The following is a 17,998-nucleotide window of genomic DNA, read 5'->3' as shown; positions in this document are numbered from 1 at the left end:
CACACATCGCGGGGGTGCCAGCTGTGAGTGAGGACGGGGTGCCCCGTCGCTCGTCCAGGGGCCGGCCCCACCGCAGGGTGGTGGCTCCGGCCACCAACGCCTCCCCGGAGGACGCGCCAGACTTCACGGAGCCCCACGAGCTGGAGGACCTCGATGAGGTGTCGCGGGACCTGGCCAAGGAGATCGGCACCGACGAGTGGTGGCGTGCACAGCGCCCCCCGCACTGGGGATGAGTCCCCGGATCGGTGAGTCCCCGGATCGGTGAGTCCCTAGTCACCGCAACGACAGAACCCGGCCCCACTGTGTGGGACCGGGTTCTGGTGTCAGTCGGCAGCCAGGCTGACCGGCAGCGGGGGTGGCCTCAGCGGTTGCCGCGGGCCAGCAGGTCGCGGATCTCGGTCAGCAGGGCGACGTCCTCGGCCGGAGCCTCGTCCGCCGCGACGCCGAAGCCCATGCGGGTGTTCACCTTGTTCATCGGGACGACGATGACGAAGTAGACGACCAGCGCGGTCAGCAGGAAGACGATCAGCGCGTTGATGATCGCGGCGAAGTCCATGTAGGTCGCGGAGTTGCCGCTGATGACCTCAAAGCCCAGGCCGCGAGCCTCGGCGCCACCCATGGCGTTGAGCAGCGGGGTGATGAGAGAGCCGACGACGACCTCGACGACCTTGGCGAACGCGGTGCCGATGACCACCGCAACCGCGAGGTCGACGATGTTGCCCCGCATGATGAAGTCCTTGAATCCCTGAAGCATATGGTTCCTCCGAATGGCATCCCTACGGACGCGACGTTGACACAAACGAAGCCCAGACCGGTGTGGGCCAGGTGGACACTGTCGCCGTCCTTGGCGCAGGCCGTCGGCGACCCTAGCGCAGCCGTGCGTTCAGTTCCCACTTCTCGTGGCGTGGAATTGGTCACAGCCGTCAGCGTCGGATGACGACCGTGAGGCCCTGTCCCGGCAGGTCGGCGCCCGCTGCGGCCGCCAACCGCGCCGCCTGGGAGGGCGTCACCGCCACGAGGAAACTCTGAGTCACCCCGGTGGCGTCGGCACCCGGGACCCGTTGGACGACCAGTATGTCGGTCGCCAGCACCGCCCCGTCGACGGTCGCCAGCACATCGACCCGCGTCCCCGGCCCGAGGATGGCCGACAGGTCTGGCTCGGTCAGTGGCAGGTGAGCCAGGACGAGATCAGGGTCGAGACCCTCTAGGGGGCCGCGGGGTGAGACCCGCAGGTCGGTGATCACCTCGCCTGCCCGCAGCGGAGCGGTGGTGAGGGCGCCATGGGCTGAGGCAGGGTCCGACAGTGCGCCGTCAGGCACCAGACCCACGGGCATCCGGACCGGGCGCACGGAGTCGGCCGTGATCTCGTCACCGACGGCCAGGTCGGAGGTCGCCACGACCACGACTGGACCAGGGTCCGGGGGAGCCGGGACGAGGGCGGTCGTCACGGCATACACCGCAGCGGCGAGGAGGACAGCGGCGAGGATCCTGCGCAGGACACCACGGCGCCAGACCGATCGCCGGTCGTGGCCGCGCAGCGGCACTCGTATGGACCTGGTCACACACGAGAGGTTAGGACTCGGTCAGGCGCTCGCGGCGCTCGTCGACGAACCTGTGGACTTCGAACCGCTCGAGGTGGACGCTGTGGACGCCCCCGAGCCAGAGCTGCCTGAACCTGAGCCACCCGACGCCGAGTCGCCCGAGGTGCTGGAGGAACCACCCGACCCCGACTCCCCGGAACCCGATGAGGTCCCGGCCTCGGTCGACGCCTTGCCCGCTGCCACCGCTCCCTTGCGCGAGTCGGTGCGATAGAAGCCGGACCCCTTGAAGACGACGCCCACCGAGCCATAGCGCTTGCGCAGGCTGCCACCGCACTTCGGACACACGGTCAGGGCGTCATCGCTGAAGGCCTGCTGGATGTCGAACGCGTTGTCGCAGCTCTTGCAGGCGTAGGAGTAGGTCGGCACGAGGACCGATTGTACGTGGCGTGCGGCCGAGCGCCGATTCGGTGGCATACGCTCGGTCCGTGTCCCGAAGTGTCCTGCGTCGAGTGATCGTCCCCCTGGTCGCGGCCCTCGTGCTGGTGACCGCTGCCGCGGGCGTGCTCGGTGTCGGCCTGGTGCGCCGCAGCTTCCCCCAGGTGGACGGTGAGCTGACGCTGACCGGGCTGAGTGCGCCGATCGAGGTGCTGCGCGATGAGCGCGGCATCACGCACATCTATGCGGACACCTCCGAGGACCTCTTCATGGGGCAGGGCTTCACGGCCGCCCAGGACCGGTTCTTCCAGATGGACCTGCGCCGGCACGTGACGTCCGGACGACTCAGTGAGCTGGTCGGCGCCCCCGGCCTGGACACCGACAAGGTGATCCGGACGATGGGGTGGCGCCGCGTCGCCGAGGCCGAGCTGCCGATGCTCGACCCGACCACGCGCCGCTACCTTGCGGCCTACACGGCCGGGGTCAACGCCTACCTCGAGCAGAACCCGGCACCGTCGCAGGTGTCGCTGGAGTATGTCGTGCTCGGGCAGAGCGTGCCCGACTACCGGATCGAGCCGTGGAACGACCTCGACTCCCTCGCCTGGCTGAAGGCGATGGCCTGGGACCTGCGGGGCAACTACACCAATGAGCTTGACCGCGCCCGCCTGGTCGGCAGTGTCTCGAGGCAGCAGCTGCTCTCGCTCTATCCCGAGTTTCCCGTTGAGCAGCACGCGCCGATCCTGTCGGAGGACGAGTGGAAGCCCGCTCCCGTCGACGACGCTGAGCCGTCGCGCGGGGACCAGTCGCGCGGGGGTGGGTCGAGCGACACCACGAGGGGGCGGGCCGGTGGCGGGTCCACCGCCGTCGCCGGCGCGCAGGCGACCTATGACAGCACGCTCCAGGCGCTCGCCGCGGTGCCCAACCTGCTCGGCGAGGGCGAGGGGATTGGTTCCAACTCGTGGGTCGTCTCCGGCGAGCACACCGAGAGCGGCCTGCCGCTGCTGGCCAACGACCCGCACCTCGGGGTCACCCAGCCGGGCATCTGGATGCAGACCGGCCTGCACTGCCGCGAGGTCAGTGATGCGTGCCCCTTTGACGTGACGGGCTTCTCCTTCGCCGGCTTCCCCGGCATCATCATCGGGCACAACAGCGACATCGCCTGGGGCTTCACCAACCTCGACCCGGACGTGACCGACTTCTATCTCGAGGAGATCGACGAGGACGGCCGGGTCCGCCGAGGGGACGGTTGGGTCCCGGTCGAGGAGCGCCACGAGGTGATCACCGTTGCCGGCGACGACGACGTCACCATCACTGTCCGCGAGACTAGGCACGGCCCGATCCTGTCGGACGTCGTGGGCAGCGTGCGCGACGCGGGCCTGACCGCGCCGATCAACGGGGTCGAGTCCCTGACCTCGTATGACGTGTCGCTGGCCTGGACCGGGCTGGAACCGAACCGCACTGCCGACGCGGTGTTCCTGATGAACCAGGCGAGCGACTGGGACTCCTTCCGCGGGGCCGCCCGCCAGTTCGCCGTGCCGAGCCAGAACCTCGTCTATGCCGACACCGAGGGCAACATCGGCTATCAGGCACCCGGGCTGGTGCCGGTGCGCGAGACAAGCACCAACGGGGCTCCTCCCGGGTTCTATCCCGCACCAGGCTGGCTCCCGGCCTATGACTGGAAGGGCTGGGTGCCCTTCAGCCAGATGCCCTCGACGTTCAACCCGACAGATGGTGTGATCGTCACCGCCAACCAGGCCGTGACCGAGGGCTCGCGCCCCTTCCTGACCTCGGAGCCCGCCAAGGGCTACCGCTCCCAGCGGATCAGTGACCTGCTCACCCAGAAGCTGGGTGAGGGAGCGCTGACCGTCGACGACATGCGTCAGATCCAGGGGGACACCTACAGCTCGTTCGCCGACGCTCTCATCCCCGCCCTCCTGGAGGTCGAGGTCCCCTCCGACTTCTATCGCGAGCCGCAGCAGATGCTCACCGACTGGGACCGCACGGCACCGGTCGACGGGGAGCAGTCGGCGGCCGCGATGTACTTCTACTCGGTCTGGGGCCACATCCTGGAGCTGACCTTCGAGGACCAGCTGCCTGCGGACATGTCGCCGGACGGCAACTCGCGGTGGATGCTCGTGGTGACCAACCTGCTCGACCGTCCCGAGGACGACTGGTGGGACGACAAGCGCACCGCCGGCGTGGTCGAGACCCGTGACGAGGTCCTGCGCCAGGCGATGATCAACGCCCGCCTGGAACTGACCCGCAAGAACGGCAAGGACCCGTCCGACTGGTCCTGGGGCCAGCTGCACCGGGTCCCGATGCGCCACGAGGTCCTCGGCAGCGACGACGTGCCGGGCCTGGTCCGGTGGGCGTTCAATGACGGGCCCTTCCCGGCGCCGGGCGGCTCGGCGCTGGTCAACGCCTTCAGCTGGGACGCGAGTGAGGGACAGCGGGTCACGGCGGCGCCATCGATGCGCATGGTGGTCGACCTGGCGGACCTGGACGCCTCGACCTGGGTGAACCAGACGGGCAACTCCGGCCATGCGTTCCACCCCAACTACAACGACCAGACGGCCGCGTGGCTGGCCAACGAGACCTTCCCGTGGGCGCACACCCGCGCCGCGGTCGAGGCCTCGGCGGTCCACACCCTGACGCTGCGTCCGTAGCCTCCGGTCAGTGCGGCTGCCTGGTCAGCCGCACCCCTGCGCTCGTCAGCACCCCGTCGACCCGTATGTCGTGGCTCTCGTGCGGCACCTGCGGCACCGGGGCGGTGTCACTCCCCGGCAGCTCGTGGTCGTGCAGGGCCACGATGACGGGCACCCCGGTGCGCACCATCGGCAGCGCCCGGTCATAGAACCCGCCGCCCTGGCCGAGACGGTATCCCTCCGGGTCGACAGCCAGACCGGGGATCAGGGCGATGTCCACGCCCAGCAGGGCCTCGGGCCCCTCATCCGCGGGGCTGCCGCCTGCGGCGTCGACCCACCGCAGCGTGCGGGTCTCCAGGATCGTCACCGGCAGCAGCACCCGCATCCCCACCTCCTGCGCCGCCCGCACGAGCCCGCTGACCGGGGGCTCGGTCGGCATCTCCTCATAGGCGGTCACCGTCAGACCGGCCAGGTCAGCCCGACCCAGCGCCTCGGCATACTCCCGCAGCCAGGTGAGGAAAGCCCGCGCCAGCGCGTCACCCTGCGCACCACGATCAGCTGCGGTCTGGCTCTCGACCAGTTCCCGGCGGCGCGCCCGGGCCAGCGTCCGGGCCTGCTTCTTGGCGGCGCGCACATCGACCATGAGGGCCATTGTCCTCGACCTGAGCCGCGCCGCGGCGACGACTAGGGTTGGCGCCATGAGCGAGCCCACACAGCGCCCGCGCAAGGCAGTGATCCCGGTGGCCGGTCTCGGCACCCGGTTCCTGCCCGCGACCAAGGCCGTGCCCAAGGAACTCCTGCCCGTGGTGGACCGCCCCGCCATCGAGTACATCGTGGAGGAGGCGGTCCGCGCCGGCCTGACCGATGTCCTGATGGTGACTGGACGCGGCAAGGGAGCGATCGAGGACCACTTCGACGGCCATCCCGAGATCGAGCGGGCCCTGGAGGCCAAGGGTGACCAGGCCCGCCTCGACCGGGTCAACGCCACGACCGAGACCGAGGTGCACTTCGTGCGGCAGGGGGTGCCCAAGGGGCTGGGCCACGCGGTGCTCTGCGGCCGCTCGCACGTCGGGGACGAGCCGTTTGCGGTGCTCCTCGGCGACGACATGATCGACGCCCGGGACCACCTGCTGGAGGAGATGATCCAGGTCCAGGCGCAGCGCGGGGGCTCCGTCGTGGCGCTGATGGAGGTGCCGCGCGAGCAGGTGAACCTCTATGGCTGCGCCGCCATCGACCCGGCAGACGAGGACAGCGACGTCGTGCGGGTGACCGGGCTGGTGGAGAAGCCGCCCGTGGAGGACGCGCCGTCGAACCTGGCGGTGATCGGCCGCTATGTGCTGCACCCGCGGGTCTTTGACGTCCTCGAGCGGCTCGAGCCGGGACGCGGAGGGGAGATCCAGCTGACCGACGCGCTGCTCGAGCTGGCGGAGGCTGACGGTGACGGGGCGGGGATGACCGGCGTGGTCTTCCGGGGTCGGCGCTATGACACCGGGGACCGGCTCGACTACCTCAAGGCGGTGGTCCGCCTGGGCCGAGAGCACCCCGAGCTCGGAGCGGACTTCAGCACCTGGCTGGACAACTTCGTGGCGGGAGAGAGCCGATGACCACTGTCGATGAGCACCTCGCGGCCGTCCTGGACCAGATCACGCCCGTGCGAGAGGTGACGCTGCCGCTGGCCCAGGCCCACGGGCTGGTGCTGACCCAGGACGTCACCAGCCCCGTTGACCTGCCGAGGTTCGCCAACTCGGCGATGGACGGTTATGCCGTGCGGGCCGCCGACGTTGCCGGCGCCTCCCCGGAGAGCCCGAAGCTGGTGCCCGTGGCCGGCGACATCCCTGCCGGCGACGGTGAGGGACACACCCTCGGAGAGGGCATGACCTGGCGGATCATGACCGGCGCGCCGATGCCGGAGGAGGCCGACGCGATCGTCAAGGTGGAGGACACCGACGGGCACAGCCACGAGGTGCTGATCAGCGCCTCCGTCGAGCCGGGCACCCACGTGCGCCGAGCGGGGGAGGACGTGCGCGCCGGAGAGCGGATCCTGTCGGCCGGCTCGCGGATCGGACCGGCGCAGGTCGCGGTGCTGGCCTCGGCGGGCGTGGCCGAGGTGACGGTGCGTGACGCCGTGCGGGTTGTGGTCCTGTCCACCGGTGACGAGCTGGTGCCGGTGGGTGAGCCGGTCGGTCCGGGCCAGATCCATGACTCCAACGGCCCGATGCTGGCCGCGCTGGTGCGAGCCGCGGGGCACTACACGACCCATGTGGGCCACCTGCCCGACGACGAGAAGTCGATCAAGAAGGAGCTGGACCACCACCTCACGTCCGCCGACCTGGTCATCACCAGCGGCGGGGTGAGCAAAGGGGCGTATGACGCGGTGAAGGCGGTGCTGACCGGCGCCGGTTCGATGGAGTTCACCGAGGTCGACATGCAGCCCGGCAAGCCCCAGGGCTTCGGCCTGCTCGGCCGGCGCAAGGTGCCGGTCTTCACCCTGCCCGGCAACCCGGTGAGCGTGCTGGTCAGCTTTGAGGTCTTTGTCCGGCCGGCGCTGGCCCGTCTGTCCGAGCAGCGCTATGAGCAGGTCACGGTCCCGGCCGTGGTGCTGTCCGGCTGGACCTCGCCTGCGGGACGCCAGCAGTACCACCGGGTCCGGTTGCTCCGTGACGTCAGCGGCGCCTATGCGGCGGAGCCGGCCGGCGGGCCGGGGTCGCACCTGGTCGCTGGTCTCGCCGTCGCCGACGGGCTGGCCATCGTGCCCGCCGAGGAGTCCGAGGTGCTGACCGGCTCACAGGTGCAGGTCCTGCCACTGCGCCCGCTCTGGGAGATCGAGGCCGAGCTGGCCCAGGAGTCTGCGACCGACCAGGACGGAGCCGAGGGCGCAGGGTCCGAGGCCGGCCGCCCGCGGGGGCGCCACCGGGGTGCGTCGTGAGCGAGTCGTCGCAGCCACTCAGCCACCTGCGGGCCGACGGGACCGCCCACATGGTGGACATCAGCGCCAAGGCGGTCACCGCACGAGAGGCCACCGCCACCGGCAAGGTGGAGCTGTCCGCAGAGGCGGTCCGCGCCCTGCGGGAGGGGACCGCCCCCAAGGGTGACGCGGTGGGCGTCGCCCGGCTGGCCGGCATACAGGCTGCCAAGAAGACACCGGACCTGGTGCCGCTCGCCCACCCTGTCGCGCTGCACGGTGTCGAGGTCAACCTCGACGTGGTCGACGACGGCGTGCTGATCCGGGCGACGGTGCGCACGGCCGACCGCACGGGCATCGAGATGGAGGCGTTGACCTGCGTGAGCGTCGCCGCGCTCGCGATGGTCGACATGATCAAGGCCGTCGACAAGCTGGCGGTCATCACCGACGTGATGGTCGTGGCCAAGTCCGGCGGCCGCTCTGGGGACTGGACCAGGTCCTGATGCTGGTCTGGCCGGTCAGCCTGCGTGAGGTGCGCGACGACGGCGTCGAGATCGTGCTGCGGCCCATGGCTCGCTCCGACAGGGCGCGATGGCAGGAGCTGCGCGCCGACAACGTGGACTGGCTGCGCCCCTGGGAGGCGACGCTGCCGACCGGGCCCGAGCCCCCGATCTCACTCAACCGGTTGCGCCGGCTGCTGGACCGCGCGGCCCGCGAGGGTCTGGTGCTCCCCTTCGTGATCGAGGCGAACGGCCTGCTGGTGGGGCAGATGCACCTGTTTGACATCGTGTGGGGCTCGCGGTGGACGGCGGCGGCGGGCTACTGGCTGGATCGGCGCTCGACCGGCCGCGGCCTGGCGACCTGGGCCCTGGCGATGGCCATCGACCACGCCATCTTTGAGGTGGGGCTGCACCGGGTCGAGGTCGGCATCCGCCCCGAGAACGCCTCGAGCCTGGCCGTGGCCCACAGGCTCGGGCTGCCCGACGAGGGGTTCCGGGCCGGACAGGTGCACGTCGACGGGGCCTGGCGGGATCACATCGAGTTCGCGGTCACCGCGGAGCAGCTGGGGTCGCAGCGGCTGGTGGAGCGGCTGCGGTCGGCGACCTGACGGTTCGGGAGCGAGGAGGACGTCCCGCGCTCGCCGCAACTCCCGTCACACGCGCCACTTCCGCGACACGCACGAGAACTCCCCGGTAACCATCGTGCGGCTACCTAAGGTTTGGGTGTGCCCAACAGTCTGATCTTCGTGGTCATCCTCGCGGTGTGGGCTGCCTATCTCATCCAGCACTGGATCCGGCGACGTGACCATGTCGCCACGGCCCGGTCCGTCGACCGGTTCTCCGAGGCGATGCGGGTGCTCGAGCGCCGGCAGCGTATGCCGCGTGCTGACCTGTCCGCGGCCGCTCCGCGGTCCTACTCGATCTCGGTGACCCGCCCCGCGCACCCTGAGGTCATGGTCAAGCGCGCCCAGCACGGGAGTGCTGCCGTGGCTGTCAGCGGCTCTCCCGCTCCCGCTGCGGCGCGCCGGGTCGCGCGTCCTGCGGCTCGCCCCGTGAGTCGTCCTGCGGCTCGATCGACCGCTCGTGGGTCTGTGCCGACCGGCTCGTCCCGGTCGAGGACGCCGCTGCTGCGCGCGGTTGCGCTGGCCCTCGGCGTCCTGGCGCTCGCTGCCGGCGTCACAGTGTGGGCGATCGGCCTGACCCAGTGGTGGGCCGCCGTCGCCGGCGCCGGGGCACTGCTCCTGGCCCTGACTTTCGTGCGCTTCTCGGTGGGCACCCAGCAGCGTCGCGCCACATCGCCGGTGCGGGCCAGGGCCGCCGGTGAGTCCCACCGCGCAGGCCGGACCCATAGCGGTCAGCGCCGCCCGGATATGGCTTCCGCCCGGGGCCGCCGGGGGGCACCTCCTGCCGACGCTGCGGCTGCGGCTCCTGCTCACGCTGTCGCCCACGCCGGGGCGGTGGCTGTCGAGCTCTATGACGTCGAAGCCATGGAGGGCGCGAGCGCGGCCGACGCTGCCGCGCAGGACGGCACCGCGCGACTGGCTGCCGCTTCCGCCGTCGAGTCTGCCGAGCTGCTCGGCGACGACGTGGAGACCGGCGCAGAGCTGGAGCCCGGGACCTGGGCGCCGGTCCCGGTGCCGCCACCGACCTACACGCTCAAGGCCAAGGCGATCCGTGCTCCGGGCGGGGCTGCGGCACCCGTCGCGGTCGAGGACCTGCCCTTCGACGGCCACGCCCTCGCGCTGGATGAGGAGTTCGAGGAGCTGCCCTCGGTCCACCACGTCGGCTGACTCTAGGAGTCGCGAGCCACGCGACGGCCGGTGGCGGCCGTGCCGGTGGCGGCCGTGCCGGTGGCGGCAGCGAGCTACTCCAGCGTCCGCAACAGCTCCTCCACGGCCGGGCTGATGGTCGTCTCACCGCCGAGGACGAAGATCCGGCCCGGGTCGAGCCGCTCGAGCTCGGCCCAGGTGACGGGTGGGATCGTGGCCTGGCGCACGAGCAGCACAGGGGAGACCGTCGCACCTGCTCGGGCGGCTCCGGCGAGCGCGTCCGGCCAGTCCTGGCCGGTCGCGACGAAGACGTCCTGCGACGTCTGCCAGTCCTGGGTCAACGCGGCGGCGGTCTCATAGCGGTTCGCTCCGGCGACGCGCTCGACCGTGCCATAGCCCGCGAGGATGCCAGCGACCGCGGGTGAGACCGACGTGGTGCCACCGACGATGACGATCCGCTCCGGGGCGAGCCGGGTCAGCTGCGCGGCGGTCGCGGCCGGCACCGACCCCTGCTTCACCAGGAGCACCGGACCATCGATCGACCCGGCCCGGGACGCCGCAGTGAGCGCGTCGGGGAAGTCCTCGCCCGTGACGACATAGGCCACGTCCGCAGCGGCGAGGTCACCGGCGATCAGGGCGGCGGTCTCATAGCGGTTCGCGCCCGCGTGCCGGGTGAAGGTGGCGTCCGGCACCACGGCGCGCAGCCGGTTGGCGACCAGGTTGGACACCGACGTCGTGCCGCCGACGACGACCAGGTTGGCCGGGTCGAGGCGGGCCAGCTCGACGCTGGTCACGGCCGGCACCGAGGTGGGCCGGACCAGCAGCACGGGGCCGCCCAGGCTGCCCGCTCGGGCAGCGGCCGCGAGGGCGTCGGGGAAGGTGACTCCCGTGGCGACATAGACCGTGTCCACGCCCGGGGCAAACTGCGCTGAGATCCGGGTGGCCGTCGCATAGCGGTCCTGCCCAGCCAGCCGGATCACCTCTGGTGGCACCGGATCCGGATTTTCCTGACACGAGGCCTCGAGCAGCGAGAAGTCCTGGGTCACGCTCGACCCGCGGAGCAGGTCGACCAGGTGTGCGTCCGGCCGGTAGCCACCGAGCGTGGCAGTCATCCGCAGGGTCCCCACCTGGGTGTTGATCCACCGCGCGTAGTAGCCCTCGCTGTTGGTGGAGATCACCCAGCCCTGGCCGACGTCCTCTCGCACCGGGGCGATGTCGATCGTGATGCCGTCGCCGGCCACCTGACCGCCGTCGCAGTAGGCGAGGTAGGCGGTGCCCTCGACCTTGCCCCAGGAGAGCGGCGGCGTGACGTGCATGGTGACATCGACCGGGGTGGGTCGGATCGCGACGTTGGCCACGATCCCGACGGCTGCGGTGTAGGTGCCTGGCTGGTTGACCGCCGCGCCGTCGGTCGTCACCTGCACCGTCACGCTCTCGCCCGGGTCCAGGACGGCCTCGGTGATGTCGAGTGAGAGCCAGTCGACATCACCCCCGCCCTCGCTGCAGAGGTCGAAGCCCGGGAGCAGCTCCGCAGAGGTGACGAGGTCGACGTCGTCCTGGCCGCCCGCCCGCACCACACCGCACGCCCCACCGCCGCGGTAGACCGCGTGGTTGGCGTTCGGCAGCGGTGACCAGCTGTCCGTCGTGGGGTCATAGGCCCAGGACGCGTTGGTCAGCTGTCCGTCCTGGATGCCACCAACCGCGATGAGCTGGCCGTTGGCGCCCGCGGAGGCCGGAGCGAAGAGTGCCACCGGAGCCGGTGCCAGCGGCGACCAGCTGTCCGCGCTGGGGTCGAAGGCCCACGTGTCTGGGACATCCTGACCGGCACCGTCGACACCGCCCGCGCAGACCACGACGCCCTCGAGGGCGCCGCAGGCCGGGAACGCCGTGGCTGACGGAGCGGGCGAGAACTCACTCCAGGTGTCCGTCGAGAGGTCGTAGGCCTGGACGGTGTCTGCGACGGGCTCGCAGAATCCGGTCGTGCATCCCCCGATCGCGAAGACCGCCCCGTCGACGACGGCAACACCCATGGACGACACGGGGGTCGGCATGGGGGCGCCGGAGGACCAGCTGTCCGTCTCGGGGTCATAGATCCAGGTGTCGGACGTGGGATCGCCGGTCATGGACCAGCCACCCGCGACGACGATCTGGCCGTCGACGGCGGCGGCCAGCGGCATCTCCACGGGAGCGGGGATCGCGGCGAGCGGCATCCACTCCATCGCCACAGCGTCATAGCGGTAGAGACCCGGGGAGTTCTCGTAGGTGAAGCCGCCGACGCTGAACCAGACTCCGTCGATGGTGACGACGCGGTTGCCGGTGATCTGGAGCGGCAGCTGCGTCAGGTCGGTCCAGGGTTCGTCGGTGGGAGCCGCCGCCGGGGAAAATGCGGATCCGGTGGGCCCGGCACTGAGGGCAGAGGCCTCCAGCGACCGCTCGATGTCCTTGGCGATCAGCGGTGTCCCCGCAGCGTCGGCCAGCTGCTGGGTCGTCATCCTGGTTCCGTCGGCCCGCAGGATCTCGAAGCCGCCGCGGTTCTCGGTGAAGGTCAGCTCCGCAGGGCTCGTGCCGGTGTTCGTCACCGTGAACTCACCAGTGTCCGCGGCACCGAGGGCCACCGTCGTCTCGATGGACGTCGGGTCGATCTCCAGCAGCGCCTGCCCGAGGACGAAGTCCGCCCGTCCCACGGCGCCCGCCGGGACCGTCACGTCCTGCTGGTCCGTGCCGTGGTTGCGGGCGCTCGCCTCAAACGGGTGGACACCCTCCAGGGAGGAGTAGAGCCAGTAGAAGCCGTCGTCGAGGTTCTCGTCGTCGGGGGTGGCCCGCGTCGTGCCCGAGTCTGCGGGCTGGTCCAGCGAGGTGACCTTGGCACCGATGATCCCGGCGCCGTCCACGTCGTTGTGGACGTAGCCCACGACGAGGCCTCCGCCACCTGGCACACAGGTGCGCTCACCGAGGAAGACGTCATCGACCTGCCACCACAGGTCAAAGGTCCCCTGGTAGCGAAAGCGCGTCTGGATCTCGGTCGCGCCGGCGAGACTGTCGGTCAGGTCGAGGTGAACGTCGCCGATGGCAAATGACGTGCTCGCCCACACCACATCCCAGGACGCGCCCCCGTCCGTGGTGATCTCGACGGAGGCCTGGTCGCCCACGTTCTGCACCGTCTCATAGAGGGTCTTGAAAGTCAGCGTCGTGTTGGTGTCGCCGGTGATGTCGACAGCCGGGCTGACCAGCGCCGCGTCCCACGTTGACCCCGGGCCGGTGAAGTCACTGTTGGCGACCGCGAAGCCACCGTCCCCTCCGGTCCCGTTGGGGATGCCGTAGGGGTCAAGGAACTCCCAGTTGTTGCCGGACCCGTTGAGGTCCTCCAGGGCCCATCCGGCCGGAAGCTGGAAGTCATCGAACGCCTCGCTGACCCCGCCCAGGACCAGGTCGTAGCCCGGCGCGTTGCAGCTCATCGGGTTGATGGTGAGGGCGAAGTCGGCGACCGCCCCGGACTCGGTGATCACCACGTCACGGGTCTGCGAGACGTAGCCGGGCAGCTGCGAGGTCGCCTGGACCGTGTGGGTGCCCACGGGGAGGGAGAGCGCAAAGTCCCCGGTCTCCGGATCGGTGTATGCCGCCACGCCGGACACGCCGACGACACTGATCCGCGCATAGAGCGGCCACCCCTGCCCGGATCCGTCAGTGACCGTGCCGGTCAGCATGCCGGACGACGCCGGGGTGAGGTCGACGTCGTGCACGAGGGTCTCGTCGAGCGGGATCGTCACGGTGTCCGTCTGCGGCAGATAGCCGAACTTGCTGATGGTGGCGTCCCACTCGCCCGTCCCCAGCCGCAGGGCATAGGTGCCGTCGGCGGCGGTGGCGGTGGAACGGGTCCGCTCGCCGACGAGGGTGACGCCCGCCCCGGCGATCGGGCCGTCGGTCGAGGCGTCGGTCACCGTGCCGGCGATGTTGCCGGTCGGGCCGATCGGAGCGGACTCCAGCAGAGCCAGCGCGTCCAGCCGGCCCTCGCCGTAGACGTTGTTGTCAGCCTCGGTGCCCCCGCACTGGTCATCGGCGGTGTCGACCGCCGTGCCGTCCAGCAGCTCCTTGGTGAGCTCGGTGTCCCCGATCAGGTCGGGGGCCGCCGACCACAGCAGAGCGATGGTCCCGGCCACGTGTGGTGCCGCCATCGACGTCCCGTCCGCGGCCAGGTAGTCGCCGCCGGGCACGGCAGAGCGCACATTGGCCCCCGGAGCGGAGATGTTGGGCTTGGTCTCCCCGTCCTGGCCCGCCCCGCGGGAGGAGAAGCCGGTGATCGCGTTGCCCACGTCATACGCACCGACTGAGTAGTTGAGAGTCCGGCTGCCGGGAGAGCCCGAGGTCTCGCACTCCGGGCCCGCGTTGCCGTTGGACCACACCCCGAAGATCCCGGCCGCGGCCCATGCCTGCGAGATGTCCTCCATGAACGGGTCGTTGCTGGGCAGCTCGCTGCCCCAGGAGTTGTTGATGATGTGCGGGCGCATGGATGGCAACGGGTTCTCACCGTTGAGGTCGGTGGGCGCCAGCAGCCACTGGCCGGAGGTGATCAGGGCCTCGTCGGAGGGGCAGCAGCCGTTGGCGGCGATCCAGCGAGCGCCGGGCGCGACCCCGATCTGGTTGGCCCCGCCGTCGCTGCCGACCATGGTGCCCATCGTGTGGGTGCCGTGGCCGACGAAGTCGACGGGCTCGTCGGAGCCTGCGCCGGCGGCGTCGAACCAGTTGTAGCTGTGGTCGAAGGTGCCGTCGCCGTTGTTGCCCCTGTACTGGTTGACCAGAGCCGGGTGCGTGTAGTCGACACCGGTGTCGATGTTGGCGATGACCAGCTCCTCGCCGGTCACGCCGAACTGCGTCCACACGTCGTCGGCGTTGATGTTGGCAATGCCCCACTCCACCGCGTGGGGAGCGGGCAGCTCCTCACCCACAGCGAGCTCGGGCACCTCGTAGTCGGCCGGCAGATACACCCCCTCGATCTCCGGGTCGGCCGCCAGAGTGGTCAGCAGCGCTTCGTTCCCGCCCCGGACCAGGATGGCGTTGCTGATGAAGAAGCTCGTGTAGTCAACCCCCGCGGCTTCCAGCTTGGTCCGGGCCCCCCGCTGGCTCCGGTCCGCAGTGCTGGTCAGCGCGTCATACACCGCCTGTCCCCGGGCGTCCCAGTCATCGACCGCGGCGAACGCCCCCATGTCCGGCCGGTCGGCGAACCGGATCAGCACGGTCGCCCGGCCGGCCTCCTCCAACTCGGTCGTGACCTCTGGCTGGATCTTGTCCGCCGAAACCGGCGCGAGGACCTCGGCGGGCGTCGGGGGCGTGGCACTGGCCGTCACTCCGGCCGCCAGCGAGCCGGTGAGGACCAGGGCGGCGCCCGCGCTCGAGGCGACCCACCGCCGGACCAGCCGGTCCCGGCCCCGCGCCCCCCGACCCGTGCTCAGTGTCTGTGACATGCGCGTTCCCCTGTCTGTGTGCTCAGCCGGGGTCATCACCCCGAGGGCATGGCTACACCTGACACGAACCTAGGGCGGCTCTTGACGGCCAGCATCAGTGGAAACACCCGGTCTCGGGACGTCAGCTCTGGGGCGGACGCCTGGCGTGCCAGTGCGCGATCGAGGAGCGACTCGGGAAGTCCAGCTTGCGCAGGATGGCGCTGACGTGGCTCTCCACGGTGCGCTCGGACAGATAGAGCCGAGCGGCGATGCGCCGGTTGCTCAGACCCAGGGCGACGAGGTCGCAGACCTCCTCCTCACGCTCCGTGAGGCGGAGGGTGGGCCGAGGGTCGTCCGTCGGCCGGCGCGTGCGGGCAGTGGACCACTGACCGTCGACATCCAGTGCGGCGGAGGTGAGGATGTGCCGGACCTCGGCCTCCATGGACCTGTTGTGGAGTGCGGCCCGCACCTTGAGCAGCCGACGCACCTCGTCGTCGAGCTGTCGAATGGTGATTGTCGCCACAGTTGATGCTAGCGGTGCTAGCACAGGCTCGGTAGTGCCTGGACTATTTGTCGGCCTGGTCATAACTCGTGACCGTCGCCACGTGCAACGGGAAGGTGATCGGGAAGCCGCCGAACAGCAGCCGCCCCGCACTCTCGGCGGACTCCCGCAGGATGTCCGCCACCTCGGCAGCGAGCCCCTCAGGGGTGTGGACCACGACCTCGTCGTGGAGGAAGAAGACCAGGTGCGGGTGGCCCTGGCCCGGCCCGTCGTCGTGCTCCACCGGATCGAGCGCGCGCAACCGGCGCCGGGTCTCGGCCATCCAGCAGAGCGCCCACTCCGCGGCCGTGCCCTGGACCACGAAGTTGCGGGTGAACCGGCCGCGGTTGCGGGCCTGGCTGCGCGCCATCCGCTCGTCGGGCGCCGCTGCGTCGGACTCCCCGGCCCTGCCCTGGACGGCGTGCCAGCCCGAGCCTGGGGGTGGACTGGTGCGTCCGAGCCAGGTGCGCACGGTGCCTCCGCGCTCCCCGACACCGGCCGCGTGGTCCACCAACCCCGTCGCCCGGGGATAGGCGCGGCGCAGCTGTGGGAGCAGCACCCCGGCCTCGCCCGAGGTGCCGCCATAGAGCGCCGAGAGCATGCCGACCTTGGCCCGCTCCCGGGTGTCGACGACCCCAGAGGTGACCAGCCCGGCATACAGGTCGCCGTCCTGTCCGGCCGTGGCCAGGGCGAGGTCGGCCGCCATGCCGGCGAGTGCCCGGGGCTCGACCTGCGCGGCATCCGCGACCACAAGCCGCCACCCCGGGTCGGCGACGACCGCGCCCCGGACGGTCCGGGGGATCTGCATCGCACCCCCGCCGCTCGTGGCCCAGCGTCCGGTCACCACGCCGCCGGGCACATAGTCGGTGCGGAACCGACCCTGTCGGCCGCCCTCGCCAGGGTCCACCCACTTGTCCAGCCAGTGCCACCCGTTGGCGGAGAGCAGGCGCGCCAGTCGCTTGTAGTCCAGCAGCGGCGCCACCACCGGGTGCGACTGCCTGGTGAGCTCCCACTTGGCGGTGGAGGTGATGTTGAGCCCGGCGTTGCGCAGGGCCTTGAGCAGTGACACCTGCGAGTCGGGGTTCAGGTCCGGGCTGTGCAGCAGCTCCCGGACCTGTGCGGCGAGCTGCTCCAACCGCTCGGGGCGGCGGTCCTGGGGCGGGCGGGGTCCGAGCTCAGCGGTGAGGATCACCTCGTGCCTCGCTCGGTCCCAGGGCAGTCCGTCGTGGCGCATCTCGGCGGCGATGAGAGCTCCCGCCGACTCGGCGGCGAGCAGCAACCGCAGACGTCCTGGGTCCGCGGAGGCGGCGACCGCTGCCAGCTGCTGCTGGTGCTCGGCGACCACGTCGGCCAGTGATGGGGAGCTGTCCGGGGTCAGGTCGTCGAGCAGCGTCGGCGCAGCCGGCACGAGTGGCTCTGGCGCCGCGCGGGACAGCCAGGGCGGCGCCGACCACGGTGCGGGGGAGGCGAGCGCGAGGATCGCGTGACACAGCCGCAGGTCGTGGCAGCGCTCGAGCCGGACCCCCGCGGCCAGGAGCCGGGGATAGACCGACGCCGTGTCGGGCCACACCCAACGGATCTCGCCCGCCACCTCTTGCCCGCGGACCCACCTCGCCGCGTCCTCCCACGGGATCAGCTGGTCACCGGCAGTGCCGTCCGCGACGAGGAGCCCCTCACGGGTCGGCGCGACGGGTTGGTCCACGGTGTCACCGTATGCCGTGGGTCTGACGCTCCCTGGGGGCTGGCTATCGTGGAGGCATGTTGGAGTGGGGAGCAAAGAAGGGCGGCGTCGTGCCGATCCTTCTGGACGGGGAGCAGGTCGCCACAGTGGACCCGGAGACCTGGCGTGAGGGAGCCGAGCTCGTGATCGGCGGCCAGGCCTGGACGTTCGGTCGCGATGGCAGAGACCGGGTCGCCCGACTCGCACGCAACCCGCGCGTGGTCCTGCGAGCCACCAGGGCGAGCGCTTGGCGCTCCGCGTGGACCATCACCGGCGACGGTGCGACCTATGAGATCGGACCCGAGGGGTTCTGGCAGACGACCCACCGGGTCCAGCGCGACGGCAGGTCCGTCGGGGTCGGGAAGCAGGCGAGCACCTGGTCGTCACGGGCGACCCTCGACCTGGACCCGTCCGTGCCGCCGGTGCACCAGCTGTTCCTGCTGTGGATCTCGCACCTCATCCGCCGGCGCGCCGCAGCGGCCGCGTCCTAACCGGCCACGGCATCGT

The 17,998-nt window shown here is 70.9% G+C and carries 15 protein-coding genes; 8 read left to right on the top strand and 7 right to left on the bottom strand.

The genetic code is table 11. The features are described from left to right. The first annotated feature begins 23 nt into the window (after positions 1–23). Positions 24–233, top strand: coding sequence for a hypothetical protein (locus NF557_RS14705; protein WP_252620331.1), 210 nt, complete (start codon positions 24–26; stop codon positions 231–233). Positions 234–361: 128 nt separating this feature from the next. On the opposite strand, the gene mscL is transcribed toward NF557_RS14705, so the two are convergent. The 3 genes from mscL to NF557_RS14690 form a co-directional block, all read right to left on the bottom strand. Then, positions 362–754, bottom strand: a complete 393-nt coding sequence (mscL, locus tag NF557_RS14700) for a large conductance mechanosensitive channel protein MscL (RefSeq protein ID WP_252620329.1) — start codon at positions 752–754, stop codon at positions 362–364. Between the two features lie 169 nt (positions 755–923). Continuing rightward, positions 924–1,562, bottom strand: coding sequence for an SAF domain-containing protein (locus tag NF557_RS14695; RefSeq protein WP_252620327.1), 639 nt, complete (start codon positions 1,560–1,562; stop codon positions 924–926). 21 nt (positions 1,563–1,583) lie between these two features. Beyond that, complete coding sequence (locus NF557_RS14690) at positions 1,584–1,967, bottom strand: FmdB family zinc ribbon protein (RefSeq protein WP_252620325.1); 384 nt, start codon at positions 1,965–1,967, stop codon at positions 1,584–1,586. Between the two features lie 59 nt (positions 1,968–2,026). Between NF557_RS14690 and NF557_RS14685 the strand changes: the two genes are divergently transcribed. Then, complete coding sequence (locus NF557_RS14685) at positions 2,027–4,642, top strand: penicillin acylase family protein (RefSeq protein ID WP_252620323.1); 2,616 nt, start codon at positions 2,027–2,029, stop codon at positions 4,640–4,642. 7 nt (positions 4,643–4,649) lie between these two features. On the opposite strand, the gene NF557_RS14680 is transcribed toward NF557_RS14685, so the two are convergent. Next, positions 4,650–5,264, bottom strand: a complete 615-nt coding sequence (locus NF557_RS14680) for a 5-formyltetrahydrofolate cyclo-ligase (protein ID WP_252620321.1) — start codon at positions 5,262–5,264, stop codon at positions 4,650–4,652. A 55-nt stretch (positions 5,265–5,319) separates the two neighbouring features. On the opposite strand from NF557_RS14680, the gene NF557_RS14675 reads away from it, so the two are divergent. From NF557_RS14675 to NF557_RS14655, 5 genes are all read left to right on the top strand, one after another. Further along, positions 5,320–6,225 (top strand): UTP--glucose-1-phosphate uridylyltransferase, encoded by a 906-nt coding sequence (locus NF557_RS14675; protein ID WP_252620319.1) that lies wholly within the window; start codon positions 5,320–5,322, stop codon positions 6,223–6,225. Continuing rightward, positions 6,222–7,547: a molybdotransferase-like divisome protein Glp gene (gene glp / locus NF557_RS14670; protein ID WP_252620317.1), complete on the top strand. Its 1,326-nt coding sequence runs from the start codon at positions 6,222–6,224 to the stop codon at positions 7,545–7,547. Before NF557_RS14675 ends, glp begins: the two co-directional genes overlap by 4 nt. Then, positions 7,544–8,026, top strand: coding sequence for a cyclic pyranopterin monophosphate synthase MoaC (gene moaC / locus NF557_RS14665; protein WP_256855702.1), 483 nt, complete (start codon positions 7,544–7,546; stop codon positions 8,024–8,026). Before glp ends, moaC begins: the two co-directional genes overlap by 4 nt. After that, positions 8,026–8,631 (top strand): GNAT family N-acetyltransferase, encoded by a 606-nt coding sequence (locus NF557_RS14660; RefSeq protein WP_252620316.1) that lies wholly within the window; start codon positions 8,026–8,028, stop codon positions 8,629–8,631. Before moaC ends, NF557_RS14660 begins: the two co-directional genes overlap by 1 nt. A gap of 117 nt (positions 8,632–8,748) precedes the next feature. Further along, on the top strand, positions 8,749–9,813 hold the full coding sequence (locus NF557_RS14655) for a hypothetical protein (protein ID WP_252620315.1): 1,065 nt from the start codon (positions 8,749–8,751) through the stop codon (positions 9,811–9,813). Positions 9,814–9,887: 74 nt separating this feature from the next. Here NF557_RS14655 and NF557_RS14650 read toward each other — a convergent pair whose 3' ends face one another. The 3 genes from NF557_RS14650 to NF557_RS14640 form a co-directional block, all read right to left on the bottom strand. Further along, on the bottom strand, positions 9,888–15,251 hold the full coding sequence (locus NF557_RS14650) for a cell wall-binding repeat-containing protein (RefSeq protein WP_252620313.1): 5,364 nt from the start codon (positions 15,249–15,251) through the stop codon (positions 9,888–9,890). Between the two features lie 121 nt (positions 15,252–15,372). Further along, complete coding sequence (locus tag NF557_RS14645) at positions 15,373–15,753, bottom strand: FitA-like ribbon-helix-helix domain-containing protein (RefSeq protein WP_252620312.1); 381 nt, start codon at positions 15,751–15,753, stop codon at positions 15,373–15,375. Positions 15,754–15,796: 43 nt separating this feature from the next. After that, complete coding sequence (locus NF557_RS14640) at positions 15,797–17,473, bottom strand: bifunctional 3'-5' exonuclease/DNA polymerase (protein ID WP_280923964.1); 1,677 nt, start codon at positions 17,471–17,473, stop codon at positions 15,797–15,799. A gap of 56 nt (positions 17,474–17,529) precedes the next feature. On the opposite strand from NF557_RS14640, the gene NF557_RS14635 reads away from it, so the two are divergent. Then, positions 17,530–17,982: a hypothetical protein gene (locus tag NF557_RS14635; protein ID WP_252620311.1), complete on the top strand. Its 453-nt coding sequence runs from the start codon at positions 17,530–17,532 to the stop codon at positions 17,980–17,982. Positions 17,983–17,998: the final 16 nt, after the last annotated feature.

The organism is Ornithinimicrobium cryptoxanthini (genome assembly GCF_023923205.1).
Classification (GTDB): domain Bacteria; phylum Actinomycetota; class Actinomycetes; order Actinomycetales; family Dermatophilaceae; genus Ornithinicoccus; species Ornithinicoccus cryptoxanthini.
The sequence above is the reverse complement of the archived record's forward strand: the minus strand, read 5'-3'. Positions and strand labels throughout refer to the sequence as shown.